A 24,547-nucleotide genomic window follows, 5' to 3' on the forward strand; every position below is an offset into this window, starting at 1 on the left:
ATCATCTTCGCAAGTTGCGCGCGCTTGGATTGCGGTTTGGTGTTGGACATGTCTGTCTCCTGTGTGGGGCTGCGGATGATCCGGGGCCTTCCACTGAGACAGGCCCGGAAGACCGGGCAGACGGTGTAGCTCAAAAAGCTAGCAGTCTCTCTCAGACCACACACGCTTCCCATGCGCGCGAAGTCCAGTCCGGATTTGGTTACGCGGGAGTTGGTCAATTGGGCGGGAAGCGGACATTCGCTGCGCCATTCCTCAATGTCCACTTTGCGGGACGAAGCGGTCACTTCATCTCAACCTTTAGGCAGACTGCGGGGTGCACCTCGCCAATTTGACTCCGATCAATGAGCGGATTTCTAACAACGATACATAGCAATTATGAAAAGAGTACCTTCTCGTGGCGAGCAAGGCGTCGCGTACTTCACCTTGGCCTATATCGTTGCCTTTACGCTTTGGTTCATTTCCATCGGTAACTACGAATTCATCGTATACGTGATAACGATGATGGGCCTCGTTCTGCTCGTCGGCGTTTCTCTTGGAAAAGCAGAATACACTCTGGCGATGCTGTGGGCGCTTTCGATTTGGGGCCTGATGCACATGGCCGGTGGCGGTGTGGCTGTTGGCGGTTCCGTCCTCTACAATCTCGAACTGGTTCCCATTGTGGAAACGGAGCGTCTGTTCATTCTGAAATATGATCAAGTGGTCCACGCCTACGGGTTCGGAGTCACGGCCTGGGTCCTACATCATCTGCTCACCCTTCATTTTCCCCAAACGCGCGGAACGGCGACCGCTCTCGTCTATCCGGTATTGGCATCCATGGGACTTGGTGCGCTGAACGAAATCATTGAATTCTCGGCAGTCCTAATGGTTCCTGACACCAATGTAGGAGGCTATATCAACACAGCTCTCGACCTTTGCTTCAACGCAGCAGGAGCGGTCATAGCGATGACGATAATCGGGCTTCGACGGAGGGCTGCCTAATAGAGATTGTCGATTGCTCTGCCTAGGGCCCGAAGTGACCATTCGCAGGTGCCTCCTTCAGCGATCGCTATGCGGACAATTCAGACCTCTGCGGCCTTGAAGCCAAACCCAGCTTCCGGCCCGAAGTAGACCTTGGTTAAGCTATCGACTGCTACATTACAGCTTCTGTAATTCTGCTCTCGACGCGTCACTTGTTTTCTCAATACCTACGCCAGAATTCAGAATATTGCGCAACATATCGCAGATAACTGCGCCCCGAGACCCAACGGCAAAAATGCGAGGCCGGCAGTAGTGATCTGGCATTTTGCCAATCTGATGCTCTTGAAGTCTCAGGTACGTGTTTGGATCGATGTGAGGGTAGGACATTTCGTGCACCTTTCGCGTGATATTTCGTGGACGTGCATTTGGTATGCGCATCGGCCGTGGTGCCATCGTTGTGCGAAACGTGATCTATTCGTAAAAAGAGCGTTAGGGGGGAAATGAATGTCGATATGACAGCACGCAGCACGCCAGAACCTTTTCAGGTGCGCCTGCTTGGCGGGTTTTCGATTCTGGGGCCAGGCCGGTCCGCTGTCGAGTTGCCGACCCAAAAAGCCAAAGCGCTGTTCGCAATGATCGCATTGGCTGGCGGTAATGGCATAGACCGGGCAACTGCGGCGTCATGGCTCTGGAGCCGCGGCAGCGATGTTCAGGCGCGCACCAACTTACGTCAGACGCTGGCCAGCATCCGCAAGGCCTTGTCGGGCGAAGTTGAATGCATTGAAAGCAGTGGGACTACCCTACGGATTGCAGCCGACACGATTGAAGCCGATTTTGAGGTCCTGCAACAGGGAAGCTTCGACCTGCTCTGGGCAGGTCTTGATTGTCTCGGTCCGCTGCTGGAGGGTATACGTATCGATGAACCGGATTTTCAGGACTGGCTCGAAAATACACGCGCGTCGCTGCAAAACCAGTTATCCGCAGCCCTTTTCATGATGGTCGAGACCAAACAGGCTGAGGGCGACTATGAACAAGCCTTGCGGGCGAACATCAAGCTGTTGACGCTTGATGAATTTGACGAAGGTGCGCACCGGCAAGCGATGCGCATTTACACGTCAATGGGAGCCCCCGCAAAGGCGCTGCGCCACTACGACACTCTGACCAGGAGTTTGGACAAAGAGCTTGGGATTGCGCCCTCTGCTACGACCCAAGAGCTGATGGTCAGCCTAAGGCGCACCGCAAGTTTGCCCCGATCCGGGCACGCCGAAACCGTGTCCAAGTCCGATCCAGACGCAAGGCATGTGGGAAACGTCCAGCAGATGACCACGGTCGTGGTGCTTCCGTTTGCAATCCGAGGTGCGGCTGGGGACAGTACACTCGGAGCAGAAATGGCCGAAGAAATAGCGATGGAACTTGGCCGGTTCGCCACTCTGAAAGTGTCGATGGGCGAGGCTCAATCTCGCGCTCCGGCGTCGAACTCAACGGATCAGCGCCTCAACTACATGCTGGAAGGCGGAATTCGGCAATCGGCCGGGCACGTTCGGGTGACTGTGCAACTCCTTGACGGGTCAACGCGCAATCTTGTCTGGGCGGAGCGCTATGAAAGAGCCGGGATAGATGAGATGGAACTGTTGGATGACATTTCTGCATGTGTTGCGGCGGCCATACCGGGACGCGTGCAGGCCGAGGTGGCCGAACGATCCGCGCGACAAAGCCCGGACACCCTGGGACCGCACGAACTCATGCTTCGCGGGAAGCAATTGCGGGATGATCTCAGCGCGTTCGCCATGCTGGAGGCGCGCGACGTTCTTAAAAAGGCGGTACGGCTCGACCCAAAGAATGCGCGTGCGCAAATGTATCTCTCAGACACATACGTGATTGATGGCTGGTTGGGCCTGAACGATGAAGCTGGTGCGCGCCTGGCTCTGACGCATGCGCGGTTGGCCGTTGCTGCCGATCCGAAGGATGTGTTTGTGCAGGACCATCTGGGCTTTGCCTTTCTCAGCAACGCAATGTGGCAGGCCGGCCAGGCCCAGATTGACAGCACACTGAGCAAGATCGGCAACGAAATCGAATCCAACGCCTGGTGTGGCTACGCACTTTCCCTACTTGGAGATCACAGGCGCGCAGAAATCGAGGTGCTCAGGTCGACCGCGCGCGATCCTCTGCCCCCAGCGACATTCGGTTGGATTCGTGGACAAGTGTTTTCCTTCAACGGACGCTATGGGGACGCGGTCGAAGAGCTTATGGGAGCAGCATCACTGAACTCACTTTCCAAGGCATTCCTTGCTGGCGCCTACGCGCAGATGGGGCGCAAAGACGCCAGCTTTGCATTGGAAGACTACGTCGAAACGCGTCGCTCAGAGTTCGCCTGTCGCCAAATGGAAGTCCCGGCGGCAACCGTCACTGGCTTGGCTAGTGGCTACCGTTCAATGTGGAAGAGGCGGCAAGACTGGGATCATATCGCAATTGGGCTAAAAAAGGCCGGCTTGCCGACGGAGTAGTTTGCTAAGAGAGAAGTTTAATCGGATTTCGGCGGCGATCAGAGCTTTTTGTGTATTTGTAGAGAACCGCCATTTTCGCCAGAATGCCGCCGTTAATGTGGGTCGCAGAATTTAACACATTGGGCTCAGAGCTGCCATTCGCTGCAGCGAACACCAATGACTGCTATGCGGACGAAGCGGACGTCCGGCGCCATGGAAAACCAAGGATCTATTTCAGCCTTAGAAGCGCATATTGACCAGCAGCACAGTCCCCCAGACAATCAATCCGGCACCGGCCAATCGGCCTATCCATTCACCAACCGGAGCTATTTTTTCAATGAGCACATACATCGCCAGGCCGGCAATCCAGTAGAGGTTCATGACGCCCCCATAGAAGAGCAAGGCCATCAAGAACCAGCAGCAGCCCAGGCAAAACACGCCATGTTCCACGCCCATTCTCAGGGCACCGAGCTCACCCGGACGAAACCCGCTGACGACAAAGTGAAACGGGCTGCGGCAATGTCTCAGGCACGCCCTTTTCAATGGTGTGAACTGCCATAGCCCAGCGGCAATCAGAATGGCAGCACTGAGGGTTTGATTAGTGCTGGCCATTGCTATTGACAGAAGCCCACTTGACACCAGCGCCCATTGCGCTGCAGTGGCAGCAGCGCTGAAGAACCCCCAGATCAGGAGATAACCCAAGGCGAACGTACCTGCCGCAACATACGTCTTTCCCGCTTCACGGCGCTGCCGGTTGATCTTCGCAAAGAGGAGGATAGTCGGTGACGCGCTTGGCAGCATCATTGCCACCATCATGATCCACCACATCAGAATCACAATCGTGGCATAGCCCGGTGTCCATGCCATTTGCATGTTCATGTGGTCCATCGCGCTGTCGCCCATATCCATTCCGGCGCCACTGAAGATGTAGGCCCAGGCTAGTAGAGTGACGAAAAGGAGGGCACCAACAACAACTAACTGGTCTCGCCTCAGAAGCTGCTCAAGTCTTGTCACGAAGCACCTCTAACGGCCGCCAAAGCCCGAGCCAAAGGCATCGCAAACCTAAACGGAAATGGACCTACGGTTGATAGGCGAAAGTCGCCGAGAAGGCATTCTTTTGTGCAACGTCGACTTCAATGCCGTAGTCGTTGAACTTGAACTGGTCAGAACGACCTACCTTGAAGGCGACACCTGGTACCGGAGCCAGGGGATGGCCTGACACCTCGACGTCACCTCCGCCCTGGCCCTCGATCGATCCATAGTCGCTCGACATGACGTCATCGATACTCATGGAAAAACGCTTGCCATTGGTCTGAAGCGAGATGCTTGCGGGTTTGGCGCCCATAACCTCGCCGATCAATGGTGCAAGGTTTTCCAAGTGGCCACCAGCTTGACCGGAAAAGATCGCCCCTATGGCACTGGCCTGTGCCTCATCGGCGTTGGAATCGATGTAGAGTGCCACCCGCCAGTTGCCCTCTTTCATGTTTCCGGCGGCATGAGCGGCCAAGGCGGCATTAAGACCGGAAAGGTCTGTGTCGCCGTGGTGCCCTTCTTCGATTTGCCACCCCAAAACGACGATACACTCGCCGGTTGTGGGTGGAGAAAATACAATGCAAGGGCAGATTGCCTCACAGTTGCACGCCTCGAAATACTTTCCAGAAACTCTCCAATCAGACATCACTTTCCCCCATTGAATATAGGAAACTGTTGCTCGCCGACATGTTCGTAGGCCGTCTCCGACCAGAGCGATGGGCCTGTTTCCTTTTTGCAATTGTTGGCCAAATATACACTCGCAGACTGTTTTTCCCTAATTTATTTTCTGGCGTGCTTACCTTGGTGGGAATGCGGGCATGTCCACTTCGGTCTAGAAAGCCGACCTTTGCATGCACCGGGCTGAGATACTCGCCATTCACTTGGGTTTTATAAGCGTGCCTAGATACTCGCGCGTTTCATTATCCCAGGAGCTGGGATCTTCTCCATGAGCAATGACCGCGTGGAGCTCCATCAGCTTCCATACTTCATCTTGTGTTGCGGCACTAACCTCTCCAGGGCAGTCTTCCATGCCTTCGCAGTCGCGACAGGCGTAAGTATAGGCTTTGCTCATTTGCATTCCCCTTTCTTGGCCGGAGACGGATGGTTCAGAACTCCTCGAATCTCGGCAACTGATCGGCCAACTTGATCCAAGGTTGCTGGTGCGAGACAAAGACGTGCGCCTTTGGTTCGACCACTGAAGGATCGTCAAGTGTCGTAGCAGCAAACCAGGCGTCAGCGCTCCAGTCCTGACCTGCCATCTCACTGTCTGCTGCATAAGTCAGTGTCGTGCCGCAATCGCCGCAAAAGCCGCGACGTATTCCTAGTGTTTTCTCAATTTGCTTCAGACTGCCGCTGGTGATCGTGAAGTCCGCCGCAGCCACTTTTGACCAAGTCACGAAGGCACCACCGAGAGCCAACTGACATGACCGGCAATGGCAGTGACCTGACCAGCGCGGAGGTCCTGTAATCTCATACCGAATGGCGCCGCAGTAACATCCACCTTTAAGTATTTCCATTTTGAATACTCTCGCCGTTGGCACCTATAAAATGGCAATATTGATAAATAACTGACATCATGCGACTCATTAATTGTGACAAACCATTAGAAATTCTATTGTATGAATTGGTTGAACCTGCCCACCTTGAATAGCCTCCGTGCATTTGCGGCTGTCGCGGACGCTGGCAGCTACGCCGCGGCAGCGAACCGTCTCAATGTGACGCAGGCGGCGGTTAGCCAGCAGGTCAAGGCCTTAGAAAAACGGATTGGCATCACCTTAGTCAACCGGGTCGGCCGTGGTATTGAGCTGACCAGTTCTGGCGCTCGATTGGCACGCGACCTTGAGGCCGGATTCGACATCATTAGCAGGGGTGTTGCGCGGGTAAATGAAGAGGCCGCAGCGCGGCCCGTGCAGGTGACCATGTCTCCGGCTTTTGCTGTGGAGTGGTTGATGCCGAAGATTAATGAGTTCCAGCGGTCGCATCCAGAAATCACCCTAATGCTAAATCCAACTTCAAAGGTCGTGGAGCTAAGACCGGGTGGTATCGATGTCGCGATCAGATATCGCGACAGGCGCTGGTCTGAGCCAAGCTTCGATGCAGTCCTAGAAACAGACATGGTTGTTATCGGCGCTCCGTCATTGGTTGGTGGGAGAGCCCTGCCAGACCTTGCGTCACTCGCCGAATTGCCATGGTTGCAGGAGCTTGGAACGAATGAGGCTGCCGAATGGTTCACATATCACGGAATTGTCCCAAAGCACCCATTGGCAATAAATCACATGCCGGGCAATCTTATTATGCCTGCTGTAAGGCGTGGCGATGGCATCACCTATACCGCGCGCGCGTTTTTCGTTGATGATATCGCCGCCGGACACGTCATAGAACTGTCTTCCGAACCGCTCTTTGGAATCTACCATATCGAGACATCCCCGGGCGAACTGCGCACGGAAGTCTTGGCATTCATCAAGTGGCTTCAATCGAAGGCAGAAGTGGTAACGGCGGCGGCCTGAGGCATCGCCGGCTGTGGAATAGAATGACCGCTTTGGGCTCAAATCGGTCATTCGCTGCAGTATGCACGAATGTCTGCTATCGGGATGAACGAGTTCTGCGTATTATGTTTCTCGGTTCCTGTTTTGATGGCGATAGTGCTGCTTTGCTGCCCTTGCAGAAACTGGTTCCTGCTCCCTCTTAAGGGCAGCTCCAGCGGACCAATCTGACAAAGCATGTGTGCTCATTGCAATCTGGACTTAGATCGGTCCATGCTGATGGCCTGATGCGGATGTGAGCCAATGAGCAAAAAAGCAAACCCAACATACTCGGCGCCCGCTTTGGAGAAAGGTCTCGATATTATCGAACTTTTGTCCAAGGAGGAGATTGGTCTCACGCAATCTGAAATAGCGAGAGCTCTGGATCGGTCTGTCGGCGAGATCTTTCGGATGCTTATGGTTTTGCAGTCGCGAGGTTACGTGGCGCAGGATCCTGTTTCTGATCGCTATGCGTTGACGACCTATATTTTCGAGATTGCGCATCGCATTCCGACTGTTGGCCGGCTCACTGCGGCAGCAGAGCCTTTGATGCGGGACGTAACACGCGCGACCAATCAATCGGTGCATCTTGCGATTTTGGCTGATGAGTCGATTTTGGTTGTGGGTCAAACCAATCCACCAGGAAACAACATTCTATCCGTGCGGTTGGGGGCCAAGATTGATCTGTGGCAAGCGTCTTCGGGGCGAGTGATACTGGCTTTTCACAGCGCGGACGAAGTGACAGAGTTGTTGAAAAAGGTGCCGCTACCAGCGGATTACAACAACGAGAAAATTCGCACCGAACTCGCCGACATTCATTCAAACGGATTTGAAGTCAGGGACAGTTTCGTGGTGAAGGGCGTGGTGAACATCGCCGTTCCGATAATCGACCATTCAGGTCGCGCCGCGGCCGCCCTGACCATGCCCCATATTGAACGTTTTGGCGAAAAGATCACATTCGAACAGTGCAGGGTCGAGTTGATAAAGACCGCCGCCACGCTCAGTAAGAATCTTGGCGGCAAGCCGCCCGGAATTAGCTGAGGTCCAAAGGTTCAGCGGGCTTCTTCATGCTTTCAAAGCAGGCTTCGACAAGCGCCATGGTTTGAAACGCATCTTCCACGCCTGCGAACAAAACCTCGTCCTCGCCGGCATCAAAGCGCTGAACATTTCGCATCGTCCCCATGAAGCTTTCGATGAACCAACTTCCATCAAGCGGAACTTGCTGCCAGTCACCACCGTTTTCGCAGAACCAAAGCTCGTCGGCTTCGCCATTCGGGTAGTCAAAGCAAACGCCCAGTTTGACCATCATCACGGCCTCGGTGCCTTCGATGCGGAACCATGCGGATTGGAATTTGCGGCCCGCCTGGTGATTGTGGTTGATCGACATGATGCCGCGCAGAGTATCTCCATAGTCCAGTATGACCGAGGTGCGGGTCTGTGCGAAATTGGCGGCGCGGGGGTCGCCAAGTGAGCGGGCAAAGGCGCCTTTGGGGTTGCCCGCAAGGGCGCGGATGGTGTCGAGGTAGTGGATGGAATGCACCGCGATTTCAACGCGTTCCATTGGGATCAGGAAGGGGAAAAGGGTCCATGGCGTGAAAATGTTCAGGTGGACTTCGATTTCAAGAAGTTCGCCGAGAAGCCCGGTCTCGATGGCCTGCCGGGCGGCCATCATCATCGGTGAAAAACGCAGTTGGAAGTTTACCGCGGCCTTGAGGTTTTTTTCACGGCAGATCGCGCGGATCGCGCGGGCGTTTTGAAGATCGCTGCCCATTGGTTTCTGGATCAGGGTTGCAGCGTTGTCCGGAAGGTCTTCCAGGATGGATGCAATTGCTTGGGGTGGCACCGCGATGTCGTAGACCACATCCGTGCCGCAAGCCTGCGCCGCATGAGCGACGCTTTCATAGACGGCTTCAATACTGTGATCCTGCGCGAGGCTGTTGGCGCGATCTGTGTCGAGATCGGTAACGCCTGAAACTGGCAAGCCCGCTTTCGCATAGGCCGGAAGGTGCGCATCCCTCACGATGCCGCCTGCTCCGATTATGACGATAGGTTTGGGCCTTGCTGGTGCGGGCCAGGATTGTGGCAGGTCGGTTATCATTTCGCAGGCTCCCTCATTTCGACCAGGAGGATATGTTCGCAATACAGGACGGTGCTGCCATCCTGTTTCCTGGTCTCGGTGATTTCAACCACCTTGCCGAAGCCCTTGCGTTTGGGGTCGGGCGTTTTTTCGCCGATGGTTACCGTGGTGTGAATTGTGTCGCCGATGTGGACCGGTTTCGGAAAGCGCAGGCGCTCGTAGCCGTAGGTGAAGGCGCGCGGGTTGATCTCGGTCGCGGTGAGGCCGACGCCGATCGCGAAGGTCATCGTTCCATGGGCGATACGTTGGCCAAAGTCGCTTTTGGCACAGAACTCCGCGTCCATGTGGTGAGGAAAGAAGTCTCCGGTATGCCCCGCATGCACGACGAAGTCGGTTTCCGTGATAGTGCGGCCCAAGGTTTTTCGCATCGCGCCCGGTTCATAGTCTTCGAAATACCGCTCGTTTTCCACACGTTCCTCCCTTGATGTCATTCGTAAGTTTTACATATACAAAATAATTTGACATATGAAAATAGCGAATGGTATGAATTGAACCAGGCAAAAATCGGGGGAGGCTCATGGCAGAGATTGGCGTGCACGCACGTGGCGTTCCCGGACTTCCCGAGGATCACGCCGAAATCCCCGTCTGGAATTCAGAGAACTGGTATTTCGAGGACTTCGAGGTGGGTGACAAAATCCGCTCGATCCGGCGCACGATTTCCGAAGGGGAATCCATGCTGTTCAACAGTCTGGTCATGGACCATCACCCTTACGTCAGTGACCAGCAATTCGCGGCTGAAGAAGGCGTTTTTGGCAAGCGTCTGGTGGCGGGTGCCATGGTGTTTTCGTATGGTCTGGGACTGGCGGCGACGAATTGTCTGAACTCGTTTTCCTATGGCTATGACCGCCTGCGTTTTATCAAGCCGGTGTTCATTGGCGATACGATCTACACGATCCGCGAGAACCTCTCCAAAGAGCCACGCAACGAGCAGATGGGCAAGGTGCGCGTCAGCTACTCGGTCTACAAGGGCGAGGGCGAGTTGGTTCTGTATTGCGAACATTTGATGACCGCCCTTTATCGCGATCCTGCAGATGCCGAGGTGGCGGATGGCTGAGACCTTTCAGTTGCGCGGGATGACGTGGGATCACAGCCGGGGGTTCGATCCGATGGTGGCGACGTCTGCGGTTTATCGCGAGACGCATCCCGAAGTGGAGATCACTTGGGAGAAGCGCTCCTTGCAGGCCTTTGCGGACCGCCCGATTGGTGAGATGGCGTCGGATTACGATCTGATGGTGATCGACCATCCCCACGTTGGAGAGGTCGCGGGCAGTGGGCAGTTGGTGGCATTTGATACGCTGGGGCGGGACGACGATCTGGCCACACTTGCCGCGCAATCGGTGGGTGCCTCGCATCCAAGTTATAACTTTGATGGGCATCAGTGGGGTCTGGCGATTGATGCCGCGACGCCGGTTGCCTCCTTTCGCGGTGATTTGATCGAGGCGGCCCCAACGCGGTGGGATGAGGTGCTTGATCTTGCCGGGCAGGGGCGTGTCGCCGTGGCGCTGATCCCGATCAACACGCTGATGACGTTCTTCGGATTGGCGAGGAATCAAGAGTTCTCGGTTGCCTCTGATCCCGACAAGCTGATGGATCGCGAGCAGGCCGTGCAGGTTCTGGACAGCCTTTGCGAGTTGGTGGCCAAGGTCGATCCGCGTTGCCTGACGCTTGATCCGATCGGCGTATTGGAGTGGATGGGACGCACAGCTGATGCGCCGGCCTATTGCCCTTTTGGTTATGGGTATACGAACTATAGCCGGGAAGGATATTGCCGGTTTCCGATCACTTTCGCGGACGCGCCGGGAGTTGGGGACAACGGGCCGCGCGGAACGGTAATTGGCGGGACAGGTATCGCGGTTTCAAGCCAGTGCGCTCATATCGACGTTGCGGCGGATTATGCGTTCTGGATTGCCGGGGCCGAGTGCCAGAGCGGGTTGTACTTTGAAAGTGGCGGGCAGCCGGGCAACGCTGTTGCCTGGGAGGCAGATGCAACGAACGCGGCATGTGGCGACTTTTTCCGCAACACGCGTGAGACGCTGGAAACGGCGTGGCTGCGGCCACGCTATGACGGCTACATGGGTTTTCAGGAGCGTGGCGGGGACATTCTGCACGCTTGTCTGCGGGGTGAAGTCGGACGCGGTGAGACGCTTGAGCGTCTGGATGCGGTGTATCGGGAGAGCCGGGGATGAACGTTTTGCCGCAATCCGAGCGCCCGCTTGATGGTCTGGTTGTCATTGATTTCAGCCAGTTCCTGTCCGGGCCATTGTGCGGTCTACGGCTGGCCGATCTCGGGGCGCGGGTGATCAAGGTCGAACGTCCGGGTGTCGGGGATTTGTGCCGACATCTTTATCTCACGGACACCGAGATCGATGGCGACAATTCCCTGTTCCACGCGATCAACCGCAACAAGGAAAGCGTTACGGCTGATTTGCGAAACCCTGACGACCGGGCGGCGTTGGTGGCGTTGCTGAAGACTGCGGACGTGATGATCCAGAACTTCCGCCCCGGCGTGATTGAGCGTCAGGGGTTCGGGTTTGAGGACGTGTGTGCGATCAATCCGCGGATCGTCTACGGGTCGATCTCGGGGTATGGAGAGGACGGCCCCTGGAAGGATTTGCCGGGGCAGGATTTGCTGGCGCAGGCGCGCTCAGGGTTGTTGTGGCTGACGGGCAGCGCGGGCGATCCGCCGATGCCGATGGGGCTGGCTGTTGCGGATATGTTGGCGGGCAACGCTCTTGCGCAGGGTATTTTGGCGGCTTTGGTCGGGCGCGGCATTCATGGCAAGGGCGCGTTGGTTCAGACCAGCCTTTTCGAGGCAATGATCGATTTTCAGTTCGAGGTGCTTTCGACGCATCTGAATGATGGTCAGCGTTTGCCTGAGCGCAGTGCGGTGAACGGCGCGCATGCCTATCTTGGAGCGCCTTACGGTGTCTATGAGACCCTTGATGGACATCTGGCGCTGGCGATGACGCCATCGCTTCAGACCCTGGCAGAGTTGTTGGGGCTGAAAGGGTTGGAACAATATTACGGTGATCCATCCGCGATGATCAAAGAGCGTGATGCGATCAAGACCTTGCTGGCCGAGCAGCTTGCGACGCGGACGACCGCGGACTGGTTGGCGGTTCTGCAACCGGCGGACATCTGGTGTTCCGAGATTCTGGATTGGGCCGGGATGCGCGCCAGCGATGCCTACAAGCTACTTGATCTTGAGCAAACGATTACGCGGAACGGAACAGTGCGGCTGGATATGCTGCGCCCTCCGCTTCGCATCAACCGGGCGACTTTGAAATCCGGCAAAGCGGCCCCTGAACTTGGCCAGGACAACGATCATGTCCTGGCCCCCCTCACACCGCAAACTGCGGTTTGAAACACATCATGATCCCAGGGAGGACACGATAATGAAGACGACATTGAAGGCACTTTTCGCCGCGACGGCGCTGACCGGCATGGCTGCGACCAGCCTTTCGGCAGCGGACGTCGATTATGGAAATTTTGATGGGTACAACTTGCGCGTGAAGCTGATTGGTGGCGCGCAATACGAACCGCTTTATGCGCGCATAGCAGAGTGGGAAGCGATGACGGGTGCGACGGTGGATGTGCTGTCGCGCAAGAACCACTTCGAGCTGGATCGCGAGATCAAGCAGGACATCGCGGCGGGCACACTTGATTGGTGCGTCGGGTCGAACCACACCAGTTTCGCGCCGCAGTATGGCTCGATCTACATTGATCTCAATGGCGTGATCGACGAGGCGACTTTGGCTGAATTCCAGCCGCTTGCCTTGCAGAACTCGACGGTCGATGGCCGACTTGTGCAACTGCCGCGACACTCGGATATTTCGAACCTCTACTACATCAAGTCTATGTTCGAGGACGCCGACAATCAGGCCGCGTTCAAGGCAGAGTATGGCTATGACCTGACGCCGCCGGAGACATGGGACCAGGTGAAAGATCAGGCGATGTTTTTTGCGGATGCGCCGACGTTTTACGGCACGCAATTCGTGGGCAAGGACGAGGCGATCACAGGTCGGTTTTACGAGATGCTGGTCGCCAATGGTGGGGCGCTGTTTGATGACAACTGGAACCCGACATTCAACTCGGCTGCGGGTGTTGAAGCGGTCAACTGGTTCAAAGATCTCTATGAAGCGCAGGCCGTTCCTGCGGGGTCTCTGAACTATCTCTGGGACGACACCGGACTTGGATTTGCATCGGGCACTGTTGCTTTGAACCTTGATTGGGCTGGCTGGGCGTCTTTCTTCAATGATCCTGCGAACTCGAAGGTTGCTGGTGATATTGGTCTTGTGCGAGCGCCGAAGGGCTCGGCCGGAATTCGCACGGGCTGGTCAGGAAGCCATACGTTCTCGATCACGGCAACCTGCGACAATACCGAAGCGGCGGCGTCGTTCGTGACTTTCCTGACAAGCCACGACAGTCAGATGGTTGAAGCCTCGGCCGGACTGCTGCCGACGCGTGCAAAGGTTTGGGACGATGCGAAGGCCAAGTTCGCAGCCGACGGCAACGATTTCCTTGTTACAGTCTTTGAGACCTATGCGGTTTCAATGGAGGAAGATGCGTTCACGCCTCCGCTGATCACACCATGGATCGAGGTTTCCAACGAGATCTGGCCGCGTCTTCAGGCCGCAATTCTGGGCGAAATGACCGCGCAGGAAGCCCTGGACGAGGCAGCCGATGCGGCGCGTCTGGTGATGGAAGACTCAGGTTACCTCTAACGGTTTCTCCCTGAGACCGGTGCGGGCCCTCGGGCCCGTGCCACCCCGTTTATCCATCCGCGTTCATCAACCCGAAAGCACGTCAATCAATGGCCAATAAGCGCCCTCCTTTCTGGCAACGCGAGAAATACACACCGTATCTTCTGCTTTTGCCCGCCATTCTGACGATCCTTTTCGTCGTGTTGTTGCCGTTGATTTTCTCGCTTTATACGAGCTTTACGGGGTATCGTTTGATCCGGCCCGAAACGCTCTGGCAGTGGGTCGGATTGCGTAATTATCAGCGCATTTTCAACGACGGGGATTTCTGGGTCGCCTTTGGCCGCACGATCCTCTTCCTGACCATAGCGCTTAATCTGGAGTTCCTGCTGGGACTTGGGATTGCGCTTTTGATCAACAAGATCACCTGGGGCCAGCGCACATTGCGCACGATCATGATGTTCCCGATGATGTTCTCGCCGATCCTGGTCGGGTATCAGTTCAAGTTCGTTTTCAATGACAATATCGGCATTCTGAACAATGCTTTGCAGGCGCTTGGCTTGAGTGACGGCGCTATACCCTGGTTGGTCGACGAGTTTCTTGCAAACTTTGCCATCATCTTTGCAGAAGTCTGGATGAGCACCTCGGTCTTTGCGATCTTGCTGTTGGCAGGACTTTTCGCGATGCCGCGCGATCCGCTCGAGGCGGCGAAAGTGGATGGGTGCAATTCGTGGCAGGTGTTTCGTCACATCACGCTGCCGTTTCTGATGCCCTTTGTTTTCATCGCGATGACGATCCGGTCGCTGGATGTGGCGCGTGCCTATGACATTGTTGATGTCATGACGGGCGGCGGACCCGCCGGTCGCACTGAGCTGTTGTGGACGCTGATTGCGCGCACAGGTTACGACAACGCCCGAATGGGGCAGGCCAATGCGATGGCCTATGTGTCGATCCTGCTGTCGATCGCCTTTACCTATTATTTCTTCACCAAGCTTCTCGCCGCACGAAAATACATGGGGGGAGCCGAATGATGTCTTCTGCACTTCGCAAGCAACTTGGCGCTATCGGCCTTTGGATTCTGACGTTCATCTTGATGGTGATCATGTGCGTGCCCGGACTTTGGGTTGTGCTGACGGCGTTTCGGCCGAACTCGGAGGTGCTGGCAAAGCCCGCCATCTGGATTCCCGAGAATCCGGGGATCGGCAACTTCGCCAAGATTTTCGGCTTTGGCGCGGATCAGGTGGCGATCCCGGTCCCGGCCTATTTCATGAATTCGCTCATCATCGCGCTGACCAGCACGGCGATTGCCCTGTTGATCGGGATGTCCGGCGGGTACGCATTTGCGCGCTATCGCTTCCGGTTCAAGAATGGGATTTTCCTCGGGCTGATGCTGTCGCGGACGGTGCCGGGGATTGCTCTGTCTTTGCCGATTTTCATCATCTGGAGCAAAATCGGACTGATCGACGCTAAGCTTGGATTGATCATCGTCTATGTGGCCTTGAACGTGCCCTTCACGATCTGGCTGATCGACGGTTTCTTCCGGCAAATTCCGAAAGAGATGTCGGAAGCCGCACAGGTCGATGGATGCACGCGTTGGCAGGCGTTTTGGAAGATTGAGTTCCCGCTGGCCAAGTCGGGTATCGCGAGTGCTGGAATCTTCGCGTTCCTGACGTCCTGGAACGAATACGCGCTGGCCTCGAACCTGACGCGATCGACGGACAGCAAAACGCTTCCGGTTGGTCTGATGGACTTTACTTCGCAATTCACAATCGACTGGGCGGGCATGTCCGCGATGGCGGTGATCATTATCATCCCGGCGCTGATCCTGACGTTCCTTGTGCAGAAACACCTGATTGCCGGACTGACATTTGGCGGGGTCAAAGGATAGACAATGGCTGAAATCTCGCTTCAAAACGTTGTTAAGCGGTATGGCAAAACCGAGGTGGTGCACGGCATCAATCTGGATATTGCGCATAACGAATTCGTGGTTCTGGTTGGTCCGTCGGGGTGCGGTAAGTCCACGACGCTGCGGATGATTGCCGGGCTGGAGGACATTACGGATGGGTCGGTTTCTATCGGGTCGGAGGTGGTCAATGATCTGCCTCCCCGCAAACGCAACATCTCGATGGTGTTTCAGAACTACGCGCTTTACCCTCATATGTCGGTGCGTGAAAATCTCGGGTTCGGTCTGAAAATCGCCAAGCAGAGCGAAGCCGAGATTACTCAACGCGTGAACGAAGCGGCCGATATTCTGGGGCTGGACGAGCTGATGGATCGAACACCCGCCGAGCTTTCGGGTGGTCAGCGACAAAGGGTCGCCATGGGGCGCGCGATTGTGCGTCACCCGGAGGCATTCCTGTTCGACGAGCCGTTGTCCAATCTGGACGCAAAGCTTCGCGTGCAGATGCGCACCGAGATCAAAAAGCTGCATCAGACCGTCAAGACAACGGTGGTTTACGTGACGCACGATCAGGTCGAGGCAATGACCCTTGCGGACCGGATCGTCGTCATGAAGGACGGCTATATCGAGCAGGTTGGCACGCCCATGCAGGTCTTCAACCATCCGGTGAATACATTTGTGGCAAGCTTTATCGGATCGCCGCCGATGAACCTTTTGCCTGCGGTCATTCGGGACGGGGCAGTGGTGTTCTCCGATGGGAATACCTTGCCTGTTCCGGCGCGTCTGAAAGATTTGGTGAGCGAGGGGCAGAAGGTCATCTTCGGCCTTCGCGCCGACGATCTGACGCCGGTCGGTCACGGGATCACGAGCGGGGGCGAGAGCGCGCAGCTTACCTTGGATATCGTGCTGTCCGAGCCGCTGGGGACCGAGACCATTCTTTACACAACGATTGCCGGCAACGAAGCGCAGGGCAAGATGTTCGGGCCTCGGGATGTGGCTCCGGGGGAGAGTATGACCTTCGACGTGGCTTTGGATAAGGCGCATATTTTCGACGCCGCGACCGGTGCTTCGGTGAGGGTGCACTGATGGCGCAGATCGCAAAAGTCGAAGTTATGATGGTCGATCTGGCGCCGAAGGTTAAGCGGGTGGATGCGATCCAGTCGTTTGTCAGCCAGGAGACGCCGATTGTGCGGATTACTGACGCCGACGGGCGGGTGGGGACGGGGTATTCCTATACCATCGGCACCGGCGGACCTGCTGTCATTTCGCTGTTGCGCGAGACACTTCTGCCGCAGTTGATCGGGCGGGATGCCGAGGATATCGAGGGCATTTGGCGCGACCTGTTGTTTTCGACCCATGCGACGGCCGTTGGTGCGATCACGTCGCTATCACTGGCCACGATTGATACGGCGCTTTGGGATCTTCGCTGCGTGCGGGCCGGTTTGCCGCTGTGGAAAATGGCGGGGGGCGCGAAGCCATCGGTGCCGATGTATTCCACCGAGGGCGGGTGGCTTCATATCGATACGACAGATTTGGTTTCGGACGCCTTGGAGATGCAGGCCAAGGGGTTTGCAGGCTCGAAAATCAAGATCGGCAAGCCGACAGCAGCCGAGGATCGCGCGCGTTTGAAGGCGGTGCGCGAGGCCGTCGGGGACGGTTACGAAATTCTGGTGGATGCCAATCAGGCGTTCACGCTTTCGGAGGCGATGCGGCGTGCTGAAATCCTTGCAGAGTTCGGGATTGGCTGGTTCGAGGAACCGATGCCCGCCGACGATATCGGCGCGCATGTGCGGTTGACTGCGGCTTCGCGGGTGCCGATTGCGATGGGCGAGAGCATGTATTCGATCAGTCAGTTCAAGGACTATCTGGCGATGGGCGGCTGCACGATTGTGCAAGCGGATGTCGCGCGCGTCGGAGGGATCACACCATGGCTGAAGGTCGCGCATATGGCGGAGGCGTTCAACGTCTCGATCTGCCCGCATTTCCTGATGGAATTGCACGTCAGCCTGACCTGTGCCGTCCCGAACGCGCCGATGCTGGAATACATACCTCAGTTGGACGACATCACGACCTCGCGGCTCGATGTGCGCGCGGGGCGTGCGCACGCACCTATGGCGCCGGGATTGGGGATCGCGTGGGATTGGGACGCGATAGAGGCGCGGTCGATCAGCGATCTCAGCGCAACAATCGGAGGATAGACGATGCAACGAATGGCAATGGTCATCGGCATAAAGCCAGAGCACATCCCAGAGTATAAGCGCCTGCATGCGGACACCTGGCCCGAGATTCTGCGGGGTATTACGGACTGCAATATCCGCAATTACTCGATCTACCTGAAAGAGCCTGAAAACCTGCTTTTTGGCTATTGGGAATACCATGGGGCGGATTTCGATGCGGATGCGGCAAAGATGGCCGCGGACCCAAAAACGCAGGAGTGGTGGGATATCTGCATGCCGATGCAAGAGCCACTGGACACCCGCAAAGAGGGTGAGTGGTGGGCGATGATGGAGGAGGTTTTTCATCATGACTGACGCGCGCATAGATGTGCTTCAAGGCTGCTACACGAGTGTCATTCACGACGTGATGCGGGCGATGGGGCTGCGTAATTTCACTTTGCCGCCGCGGATTACGCCGCTGCAGCCGGAAATGAGGCTCTGCGGACCCGCCTTCACGATTGAGGGGCGCATGGCCGAAGACGCCGACGCGCATGAGACGCTTTTGGCCTGGACCGGGCTTTTGTCAAAATGTCCGCGCGGGCATATCTGGACGGCACAGCCCAACACGCATTCGGTCGCTCAGATGGGTGAGCTTTCGGCGGAAACGCTGTATGCCAAGGGGGTGCTTGGGTGCGTTCTTGACGGAGCTTTGCGCGACAGCCCGTTCATTCTGCGACTGGGGCTGCCGTGCTGGCGCACCCACCACACACCCAAAGACATCGTGGCTCAGTGGCTTCCGACGGCGACGGATGTCGATATTCATATCGGCGACGTGATGATCCGGGCCGGGGACTGGTTGCATGGGGATAGTGACGGAATGGTCCGTATTCCCGTCGAGCGACTGGATGAGGTGATCGAGAAGGCCACGGATGCGATGCAAACCGAGAACAAGGTGCGCACTGCAATTGTCGGAGGGATGGACCCGCAAGAAGCGTATCTCAAGTGGGGCAAGTTTTAACCCAATGAAGATCATCGGGCTTGATATTCGTTGCTGTCGATACGACGGATCGGCAATAGAAGGCGCTGCCTTGCGCGACGGTTCTGAGATCAATGGTTTCGAGTTTCTGGTTTATACGCTTCACACCAATACAGGCGACAGCGCGTCGATGTTTGGCTTTGCCGGCCGGTCTGCGCGCGGTGCCGGTCATATGGCGGCGGCATCGCTTCGACCGTTTCTAATGGGCCGCAATCCGTTGGACCGGGAAGCGATTTGGCAGGACTGGCGCACAGCCGACCGCTGGTGGCACCATTTGCCAATCTATATGTACGGTCCGGTCGACTGTTGCCTTTGGTTGCTGGGCGCGCATGCGGCGGGTCAGCCACTTTGGCGGTATATCGGAGGCGCGCAATCGACCGTGCCGGTCTATGCGTCCTCGATGGTTCTGAAAGATGCGGATGCTTACGCGAACGAAGCTCTGGCGGTGCGTGATGCTGGTTTCAAGGCCTACAAGATCCATCCTCCGGGAAACAGTCTTGGCGAGGACATTGAAATCCATCAGGCGGTGCGCACGGCCGTTGGTACAGATTTCAATCTGATGTCCGACCCTGTGGCGGCGCATTCTTTTGAGGAGGCGGTCCGGTTTGGCCGCGCGCTTGAAAAGCTGGACTACCTTTGGTTGGAAGAGCCGCTTCCGGACGAGAATTTCGCGGCGCTGCGTGAGCTGACGCGTGTTTTGGATATTCCGGTGGTGGGAACCGAGGTTCTCGCCAAGCATCCTTACTCGGTCGCCGAATGCATAGCGACCCGCGTTACAGACGCTGTCCGTGCGGATGTCAGCTGGACTGGGGGCGTGACGGGAGCGTTGAAGACGGCGCGTCTTGCTGAGGCTTTCCACATGAACTGCGAATTGCACACGACGATCTTTCATCCGCTTGAGTTGGTGAACCTGCATGTGGCAGGCGCGGTGCGCAACAACAGCTATTTTGAACTTCTTTGGCCGATTGAGACTTTCGATTTTGGGCTTACCAGCGCACTGCCCATGGCGGATGGCATAGCCACTTTGCCTACGGCGCCCGGGCTTGGGGCCGAGTTGGATTGGGACATGATCGACGGCGCGACACAGGAGGTTGTGTAGTGGTGGGTCGAACGGATGACAGGCTGATTGTTTTAGCTGAAACCGACACGGTCGCGGTTGTACGAGCGGCTATCGCACAGGGTGAGCGCGTCTGGATCGGCGGCGAAGAAATCACCCTGGAACGTGCGGTCACGATGGGACACAAGCTTGCGCGCATGCGCATGAAGCCAGGTGACAAGGTGCTGAAATACGGCGTTCCGATCGGGTCAGTTACCGAGAACATTGCGGTGGGCGCGCATGTGCACCTTCACAATATCAAGAGTGATTACACGCCGACTTACGCCTTGGATGCAGCAGGGGACGTCACATGAGTATGCAAGGTTTCTTACGCGCCGACGGGCGCAAAGGCATCCGCAACTACGTGGCCGTTGCCTATCTTGTCGAATGCGCCCATCACGTTGCCCGCGAGATCACTTATCCTTACCGGGACCGCGCCCATGTCATTGGATTTCCCGGGTGTTTTCCTAACGAATACGCTCAAAAGATGATGGAGCGTCTTTGCACGCATCCAAATGTTGGCGCGGTTTTGCTGGTGTCTTTGGGGTGTGAAAGCTTCAACCGACACAAACTGGAACAGGTTGTCCGTGACAGCGGCCGTGATGTCGAAACTTTGGTTATTCAACGGGTTGGCGGAACGCGCAGCGCGATCGCCAAGGGGCTCGCCTTTGTCGAGCAAGCCCTGAAGACGTTGCAGGACACACCAAACGTTGAAATGGAGCTTTCGGACTTGGTTGTCGGAACTGTGTGCGGAGGTTCGGACGGAACCAGCGGTATTTCGGGAAATCCGGCGGCGGGACGTGCGTTCGACAGGTTGGTGCAGTCTGGCGCGGCCTGCATTTTCGAGGAAACCGGCGAGTTGATCGGGTGCGAGGACATCATGGCTGCACGTGCCGCAACACCCGAGTTGGGTGTCGAGCTTCGTCATTCCGTCGAAAAGGCGGCACGCTATTATGCCGAGCTTGGCTATGGCAGTTTCGCCTCCGGCAACGCCGATGGTGGCTTGTCGACGATCGAAGAGAAGTCGATGGGCGCTTACGCCAAGTCCGGAGCCTCGCCGATTTCGGGGTTGATCAAGCCGGGGGATATTCCGCCAAAGGGGGGGCTGTATCTGATGGATGTGGTGCCCGATGGTCCGGTCAGGTTTGGCTTTCCCAATATCTCGGACAATGCAGAGATCGTCGAGATGATAGCATCGGGTGCCCATATGACGTTGTTCGTCACGGGGCGCGGATCCGTTGTGGGATCGGCGATTTCTCCGGTGATCAAGATCGCGGCCAATCCGGACATGTACGAGCGGTTGCATGAAGACATGGATGTGAACGCCGGTCGCATCATCACCGGGGACGCCGACATTGGTGAGGTGGGTGACGAGATTTTCAACCTCGTAGCGAATGTAGCGGCGGGTCAGCCGACCAAATCAGAGGCGCTGGGTCATGCTGAATTCATTCTGACCTACAAAAGCTTCGAGCCTATCGGGCCTTCCTGTCTTCCGGTTTGAGAAAGAGTGAAATGACAAAACTTGATGGAAAAACCTGCGTGATTACCGCCGCAGGTCAGGGAATTGGGCGGGCCTCAGCGCTTGCGATGCAGGCGGAAGGTGGATCAGTAGTTGCTTGTGACATCAACGCAGAGTCCCTGAGGGACTTGGACGCGCTTGGCATGGCCACCGTGCAACTCGACGTGACGAATGCGGACGCCGTTTCAAAAACGGCCGAGGCGCTGGGCGGTATTGATGTCCTGTTTAATTGCGCGGGCTTCGTCGCCAACGGAACCATCCTTGATTGTGACGAGGATGAGTGGGCCTTTTCGAACGCGTTGAATGTCACGGCCATGTATCGGATGTGCCGCGTCTTCTTGCCCGGTATGATCGAACGCGGTGGCGGGTCGATAATCAATATGTCGTCGGTGGCCTCATCCGTGATAGCGGCTCCAAATCGCTTTGTTTATGGCACGACGAAGGCTGCAGTGATCGGCATGACAAAGGCTATCGCCGCAGACTTTGTAACCGACGGCATTCGGTGCAACGCGATTTGCCCGGGCACTGTTGAAAGCCCCTCGCTGGACCAGCGACTGCGCGACACGGGAGACTATGAAGCTGCGCGTGCAGCGTTCGTTTCCCGCCAGCCGATGGGACGGATCGGCAAGGCTGAGGAAATCGCGGCTCTGGCTGTTTACCTCGCCAGCGACCAATCAGGTTTCACCACCGGGCATGCGCATATCATAGATGGCGGCTGGTCAAATTCATAAGGACACGATGGAATGAAGCTATTCAGACACGGAGTATCCGGCGCAGAGCGACCCGGAATTCTCGACAGCGCCGGGCGTCGTCGGGATTTGTCGGAGGTTGTGCCCGATTTGTCCGGCGAGGTCCTTTCGGATGTTGGGTTGCAGCGCATTCGCGATACCGACTTGGGTGATCTACCCGAGGTTCCGGATGACGTGCGTCTGGGTCCTTGCGTTGCCGGCACCGGGAAATTCATCTGCATTGGCCTAAACTACGCCGACCACGCTGCAGAGAGTGGACTGCCAGTGCCACCAGAGCCGGTTGTGTTCATGAAAGCGACCAGCGCGATCTGTGGGCCAAACGATCCGATCACTATTCCACGCGGTTCTGTGAAAACAGATTGGGAGGTTGAGCTTGCTGTCGTCATTGGGACACGGGCCAAATATTTAAGCGAGGCCGATGCTTTGAAGCATATTGCCGGCTATGCCATCACGAACGATGTGTCAGAGCGAGACTTCCAGTTGGAGCGCGCGGGGCAATGGACGAAGGGCAAAAGCTGCGACAACTATGGCCAGATCGGGCCGTGGCTTGTGACGCGTGATGCGGTGCAGGACCCTCAGGATTTGTCGATGTGGCTGACGGTGAATGATCAGACCATGCAGAGCGGATCAACCAAGACCATGGTCTATGGTGTGGCGCATTTGGTAAGCTATCTGAGCCAATTCATGACGCTTCATCCGGGTGATGTCATCTCGACTGGCACACCACCCGGCGTCGGCATGGGGCAGAAACCACCGCAATATTTGCGTCATGGCGATGTCGTCGAACTTGGAATCGAAGGTCTCGGCCGCCAAATGCAAGACGTTATTTCCGACCCTGAATAGAGAGGATCTCATATGGTACAGTTGATTGATACACACCAGCATCTCGTCTACCCAGAAGTCGCGGGGTACGGTTGGACAGCGGAAATTCCTCCGCTTGCTGACAAGGCATTTCCAATTGAACAATACAAGGCTTTGACCGCGACCGCTGATGTGGTGGGCACGCTGTTCATGGAGACCGGCGTTGATGATGCGGACTACAAGACTGAGACCCGCTTCGTTTCGAACCTGGCGTCGAAACCAGAGAACGGCATCGTCGGGATAATCGCGTCGGCTCGGCCTGAAGAGGATGATGGTTTTGCCGAATGGCTGGATGAATGCGATGAATTGGGCGTCGTTGGGTATCGGCGCATTCTGCACGTGATGCCGGACGAGCTGTCGACCACAGAAACGTTTCGGAAAAACGTCCGGGCGATTGGGGCTCGGGGCAAAACGTTCGATCTTTGCATGCTGCCCGGTCAGTTGAAATTGGGCGCGGAACTCGCGGCAGTCTGTGACAATACCACAATTATCCTCAACCACTGTGGTGTACCTGATATCGCGGGAGGAGGCCTTGATCCCTGGCGGGCTGACATGGCCGCGCTTGCGTCCTTACCGAACGTGAACTGCAAGTTGTCTGGCATCCTTGCCTATTGCGCACCGGGAAACGCCAACGAGGCAGCCATTCGCCCTTTCGTGGATCACGTGCTTGAGGTGTTTGGGCCAAAGCGCATCGCGTGGGGAAGCGATTGGCCCGTTGTGAACCTTGCCAGCGGAATAGCGGATTGGATTGAGATCACGAATTCGATCTTGGGATCGCTGTCGCCAGATGAGGCTACGGCTATCGGTGCCGGAAATGCTGGTCGAATTTATGGGTTGTAGGGTAGTGGGGTCAAAAAAAGTGAGTGTGCTTGAGGTGCGCTCAGGAGCTTTTCTATTGACCTGATAAAAAAACGCGAATTCTTAAACAGCTGAGCTTCCCTGTTCTTCCGATTTCTTTCCCTGATACCGGAATTTAATTCCCTGTTAATTTGAGTAGGAATTCGCACGCAAGCCTCTGATTTATATGCGCGAATCCAGCCCTGCGAGGTCAAATACGCTCCCAAATCGCCAAATTTCCCTGTATTTTCCCTGTTAACAGGGAATTCTGAGGCCGAGACTGGTTCGCTCAAGACTACCACCCCAGCCAGGCAGTCCATCCTTTTCGACCATTTCGAGAGCCTGCGGCAATTGCCCCGACATTCCGGGCGTTTAGGCCGATGACGTTTTGCTTAAGGCGTCTCCGGGACGCGGTTTATAGCCCGGAAGTTGGGCCTGTCTCTGTTCCGCTTTGTTCCGGTAGCAGGTTTGTATTTTGGGGATGGTTGGAGTTCAGCGCAGCGAGTCGAAGAGCCGCCGCTGCTCGTTCCAGTCGGACGGCACGCCCCGCTTGATCAGAAGG

At 56.4% G+C, this 24,547-nt stretch carries 27 protein-coding genes; 20 read left to right on the top strand and 7 right to left on the bottom strand.

Annotation, left to right across the window (positions count from 1 at the left end; all coding sequences use genetic code 11):
- Positions 1-284 (bottom strand): hypothetical protein (locus BOA8489_RS20640; RefSeq protein ID WP_217897973.1); only part of this gene is annotated, 284 nt, incomplete at its 3' end.
- Between the two features lie 91 nt (positions 285-375).
- Between BOA8489_RS20640 and BOA8489_RS18690 the strand changes: the two genes are divergently transcribed.
- A complete protein-coding gene (locus BOA8489_RS18690; RefSeq protein WP_093975832.1) occupies positions 376-978 on the top strand; it encodes a DUF2238 domain-containing protein in 603 nt (200 codons plus the stop codon).
- A 491-nt stretch (positions 979-1,469) separates the two neighbouring features.
- Positions 1,470-3,461, top strand: coding sequence for a BTAD domain-containing putative transcriptional regulator (locus BOA8489_RS18695; RefSeq protein WP_176440369.1), 1,992 nt, complete (start codon positions 1,470-1,472; stop codon positions 3,459-3,461).
- 219 nt (positions 3,462-3,680) lie between these two features.
- Here the strand turns inward: BOA8489_RS18695 and BOA8489_RS18700 are convergent, their stop codons facing one another.
- The 4 genes from BOA8489_RS18700 to BOA8489_RS18715 all read right to left on the bottom strand — a co-directional run bounded on the left by BOA8489_RS18700 (position 3,681) and on the right by BOA8489_RS18715 (position 5,989).
- On the bottom strand, positions 3,681-4,454 hold the full coding sequence (locus BOA8489_RS18700) for a DUF2182 domain-containing protein (RefSeq protein WP_093975834.1): 774 nt from the start codon (positions 4,452-4,454) through the stop codon (positions 3,681-3,683).
- A 64-nt stretch (positions 4,455-4,518) separates the two neighbouring features.
- Positions 4,519-5,118: a DUF1326 domain-containing protein gene (locus BOA8489_RS18705; RefSeq protein WP_093975835.1), complete on the bottom strand. Its 600-nt coding sequence runs from the start codon at positions 5,116-5,118 to the stop codon at positions 4,519-4,521.
- A gap of 231 nt (positions 5,119-5,349) precedes the next feature.
- Positions 5,350-5,544, bottom strand: a complete 195-nt coding sequence (locus BOA8489_RS18710; RefSeq protein ID WP_093975856.1) for a DUF1059 domain-containing protein — start codon at positions 5,542-5,544, stop codon at positions 5,350-5,352.
- A 34-nt stretch (positions 5,545-5,578) separates the two neighbouring features.
- Entirely contained in the window at positions 5,579-5,989 is a 411-nt protein-coding gene (locus BOA8489_RS18715; RefSeq protein ID WP_093975836.1) for a GFA family protein, read from the bottom strand.
- A gap of 102 nt (positions 5,990-6,091) precedes the next feature.
- On the opposite strand from BOA8489_RS18715, the gene BOA8489_RS18720 reads away from it, so the two are divergent.
- A complete protein-coding gene (locus BOA8489_RS18720) occupies positions 6,092-6,979 on the top strand; it encodes a LysR family transcriptional regulator (protein ID WP_093975837.1) in 888 nt (295 codons plus the stop codon).
- A gap of 279 nt (positions 6,980-7,258) precedes the next feature.
- A complete protein-coding gene (locus BOA8489_RS18725) occupies positions 7,259-8,035 on the top strand; it encodes an IclR family transcriptional regulator (RefSeq protein ID WP_093975838.1) in 777 nt (258 codons plus the stop codon).
- Here the strand turns inward: BOA8489_RS18725 and BOA8489_RS18730 are convergent.
- Together BOA8489_RS18730 and BOA8489_RS18735 are read right to left on the bottom strand one after the other, a co-directional pair.
- Complete coding sequence (locus BOA8489_RS18730) at positions 8,028-9,092, bottom strand: Gfo/Idh/MocA family protein (protein ID WP_093975839.1); 1,065 nt, start codon at positions 9,090-9,092, stop codon at positions 8,028-8,030. The genes BOA8489_RS18725 and BOA8489_RS18730 overlap by 8 nt on opposite strands.
- Positions 9,089-9,562: a MaoC family dehydratase gene (locus BOA8489_RS18735; RefSeq protein WP_245813978.1), complete on the bottom strand. Its 474-nt coding sequence runs from the start codon at positions 9,560-9,562 to the stop codon at positions 9,089-9,091. The genes BOA8489_RS18730 and BOA8489_RS18735 overlap by 4 nt, the downstream gene beginning before the upstream one ends.
- Positions 9,563-9,648: 86 nt before the next feature.
- Between BOA8489_RS18735 and BOA8489_RS18740 the strand changes: the two genes are divergently transcribed.
- From BOA8489_RS18740 to BOA8489_RS18815, 16 genes are all read left to right on the top strand, one after another.
- Complete coding sequence (locus BOA8489_RS18740) at positions 9,649-10,185, top strand: MaoC family dehydratase (protein WP_093975840.1); 537 nt, start codon at positions 9,649-9,651, stop codon at positions 10,183-10,185.
- The gene (locus tag BOA8489_RS18745; RefSeq protein ID WP_093975841.1) at positions 10,178-11,317 is read left to right on the top strand and encodes a type 2 periplasmic-binding domain-containing protein; all 1,140 of its coding nucleotides are present in this window, start codon (positions 10,178-10,180) and stop codon (positions 11,315-11,317) included. Before BOA8489_RS18740 ends, BOA8489_RS18745 begins: the two co-directional genes overlap by 8 nt.
- On the top strand, positions 11,314-12,495 hold the full coding sequence (locus BOA8489_RS18750) for a CaiB/BaiF CoA transferase family protein (protein ID WP_093975842.1): 1,182 nt from the start codon (positions 11,314-11,316) through the stop codon (positions 12,493-12,495). The genes BOA8489_RS18745 and BOA8489_RS18750 overlap by 4 nt, the downstream gene beginning before the upstream one ends.
- Positions 12,496-12,526: 31 nt before the next feature.
- Entirely contained in the window at positions 12,527-13,855 is a 1,329-nt protein-coding gene (locus tag BOA8489_RS18755) for an extracellular solute-binding protein (RefSeq protein ID WP_093975843.1), read from the top strand.
- 89 nt (positions 13,856-13,944) lie between these two features.
- Positions 13,945-14,862: a carbohydrate ABC transporter permease gene (locus BOA8489_RS18760; protein WP_093975844.1), complete on the top strand. Its 918-nt coding sequence runs from the start codon at positions 13,945-13,947 to the stop codon at positions 14,860-14,862.
- The gene (locus BOA8489_RS18765; RefSeq protein WP_093975845.1) at positions 14,859-15,719 is read left to right on the top strand and encodes a carbohydrate ABC transporter permease; all 861 of its coding nucleotides are present in this window, start codon (positions 14,859-14,861) and stop codon (positions 15,717-15,719) included. Before BOA8489_RS18760 ends, BOA8489_RS18765 begins: the two co-directional genes overlap by 4 nt.
- A 3-nt stretch (positions 15,720-15,722) precedes the next feature.
- Positions 15,723-16,817: an ABC transporter ATP-binding protein gene (locus BOA8489_RS18770; RefSeq protein WP_093975846.1), complete on the top strand. Its 1,095-nt coding sequence runs from the start codon at positions 15,723-15,725 to the stop codon at positions 16,815-16,817.
- On the top strand, positions 16,817-17,929 hold the full coding sequence (locus BOA8489_RS18775) for a mandelate racemase/muconate lactonizing enzyme family protein (protein ID WP_093975847.1): 1,113 nt from the start codon (positions 16,817-16,819) through the stop codon (positions 17,927-17,929). Before BOA8489_RS18770 ends, BOA8489_RS18775 begins: the two co-directional genes overlap by 1 nt.
- A 3-nt stretch (positions 17,930-17,932) precedes the next feature.
- A complete protein-coding gene (locus BOA8489_RS18780; RefSeq protein WP_093975848.1) occupies positions 17,933-18,262 on the top strand; it encodes an L-rhamnose mutarotase in 330 nt (109 codons plus the stop codon).
- Entirely contained in the window at positions 18,255-18,905 is a 651-nt protein-coding gene (locus BOA8489_RS18785; protein WP_093975849.1) for an RraA family protein, read from the top strand. Before BOA8489_RS18780 ends, BOA8489_RS18785 begins: the two co-directional genes overlap by 8 nt.
- Positions 18,906-18,975: 70 nt before the next feature.
- Positions 18,976-20,022 carry an enolase C-terminal domain-like protein gene (locus BOA8489_RS18790; RefSeq protein WP_217897974.1) on the top strand — a complete coding sequence of 349 codons (1,047 nt, stop codon included), beginning with the start codon at positions 18,976-18,978 and terminating at the stop codon, positions 20,020-20,022.
- Positions 20,022-20,333, top strand: a complete 312-nt coding sequence (locus BOA8489_RS18795; protein WP_093975851.1) for a UxaA family hydrolase — start codon at positions 20,022-20,024, stop codon at positions 20,331-20,333. The genes BOA8489_RS18790 and BOA8489_RS18795 overlap by 1 nt, the downstream gene beginning before the upstream one ends.
- Positions 20,330-21,520 (top strand): UxaA family hydrolase, encoded by a 1,191-nt coding sequence (locus tag BOA8489_RS18800; protein WP_217897975.1) that lies wholly within the window; start codon positions 20,330-20,332, stop codon positions 21,518-21,520. The genes BOA8489_RS18795 and BOA8489_RS18800 overlap by 4 nt, the downstream gene beginning before the upstream one ends.
- Positions 21,521-21,531: 11 nt before the next feature.
- Positions 21,532-22,269 carry an SDR family oxidoreductase gene (locus BOA8489_RS18805; RefSeq protein ID WP_093975853.1) on the top strand — a complete coding sequence of 246 codons (738 nt, stop codon included), beginning with the start codon at positions 21,532-21,534 and terminating at the stop codon, positions 22,267-22,269.
- 12 nt (positions 22,270-22,281) lie between these two features.
- Positions 22,282-23,130 (top strand): fumarylacetoacetate hydrolase family protein, encoded by an 849-nt coding sequence (locus tag BOA8489_RS18810; RefSeq protein ID WP_093975854.1) that lies wholly within the window; start codon positions 22,282-22,284, stop codon positions 23,128-23,130.
- 12 nt (positions 23,131-23,142) lie between these two features.
- A complete protein-coding gene (locus BOA8489_RS18815) occupies positions 23,143-23,988 on the top strand; it encodes an amidohydrolase family protein (protein WP_093975855.1) in 846 nt (281 codons plus the stop codon).
- Positions 23,989-24,547: the final 559 nt, after the last annotated feature.

Origin of the sequence: Boseongicola aestuarii, assembly GCF_900184815.1 — a bacterium.
Classification (GTDB): Bacteria; Pseudomonadota; Alphaproteobacteria; order Rhodobacterales; family Rhodobacteraceae; genus Boseongicola; species Boseongicola aestuarii.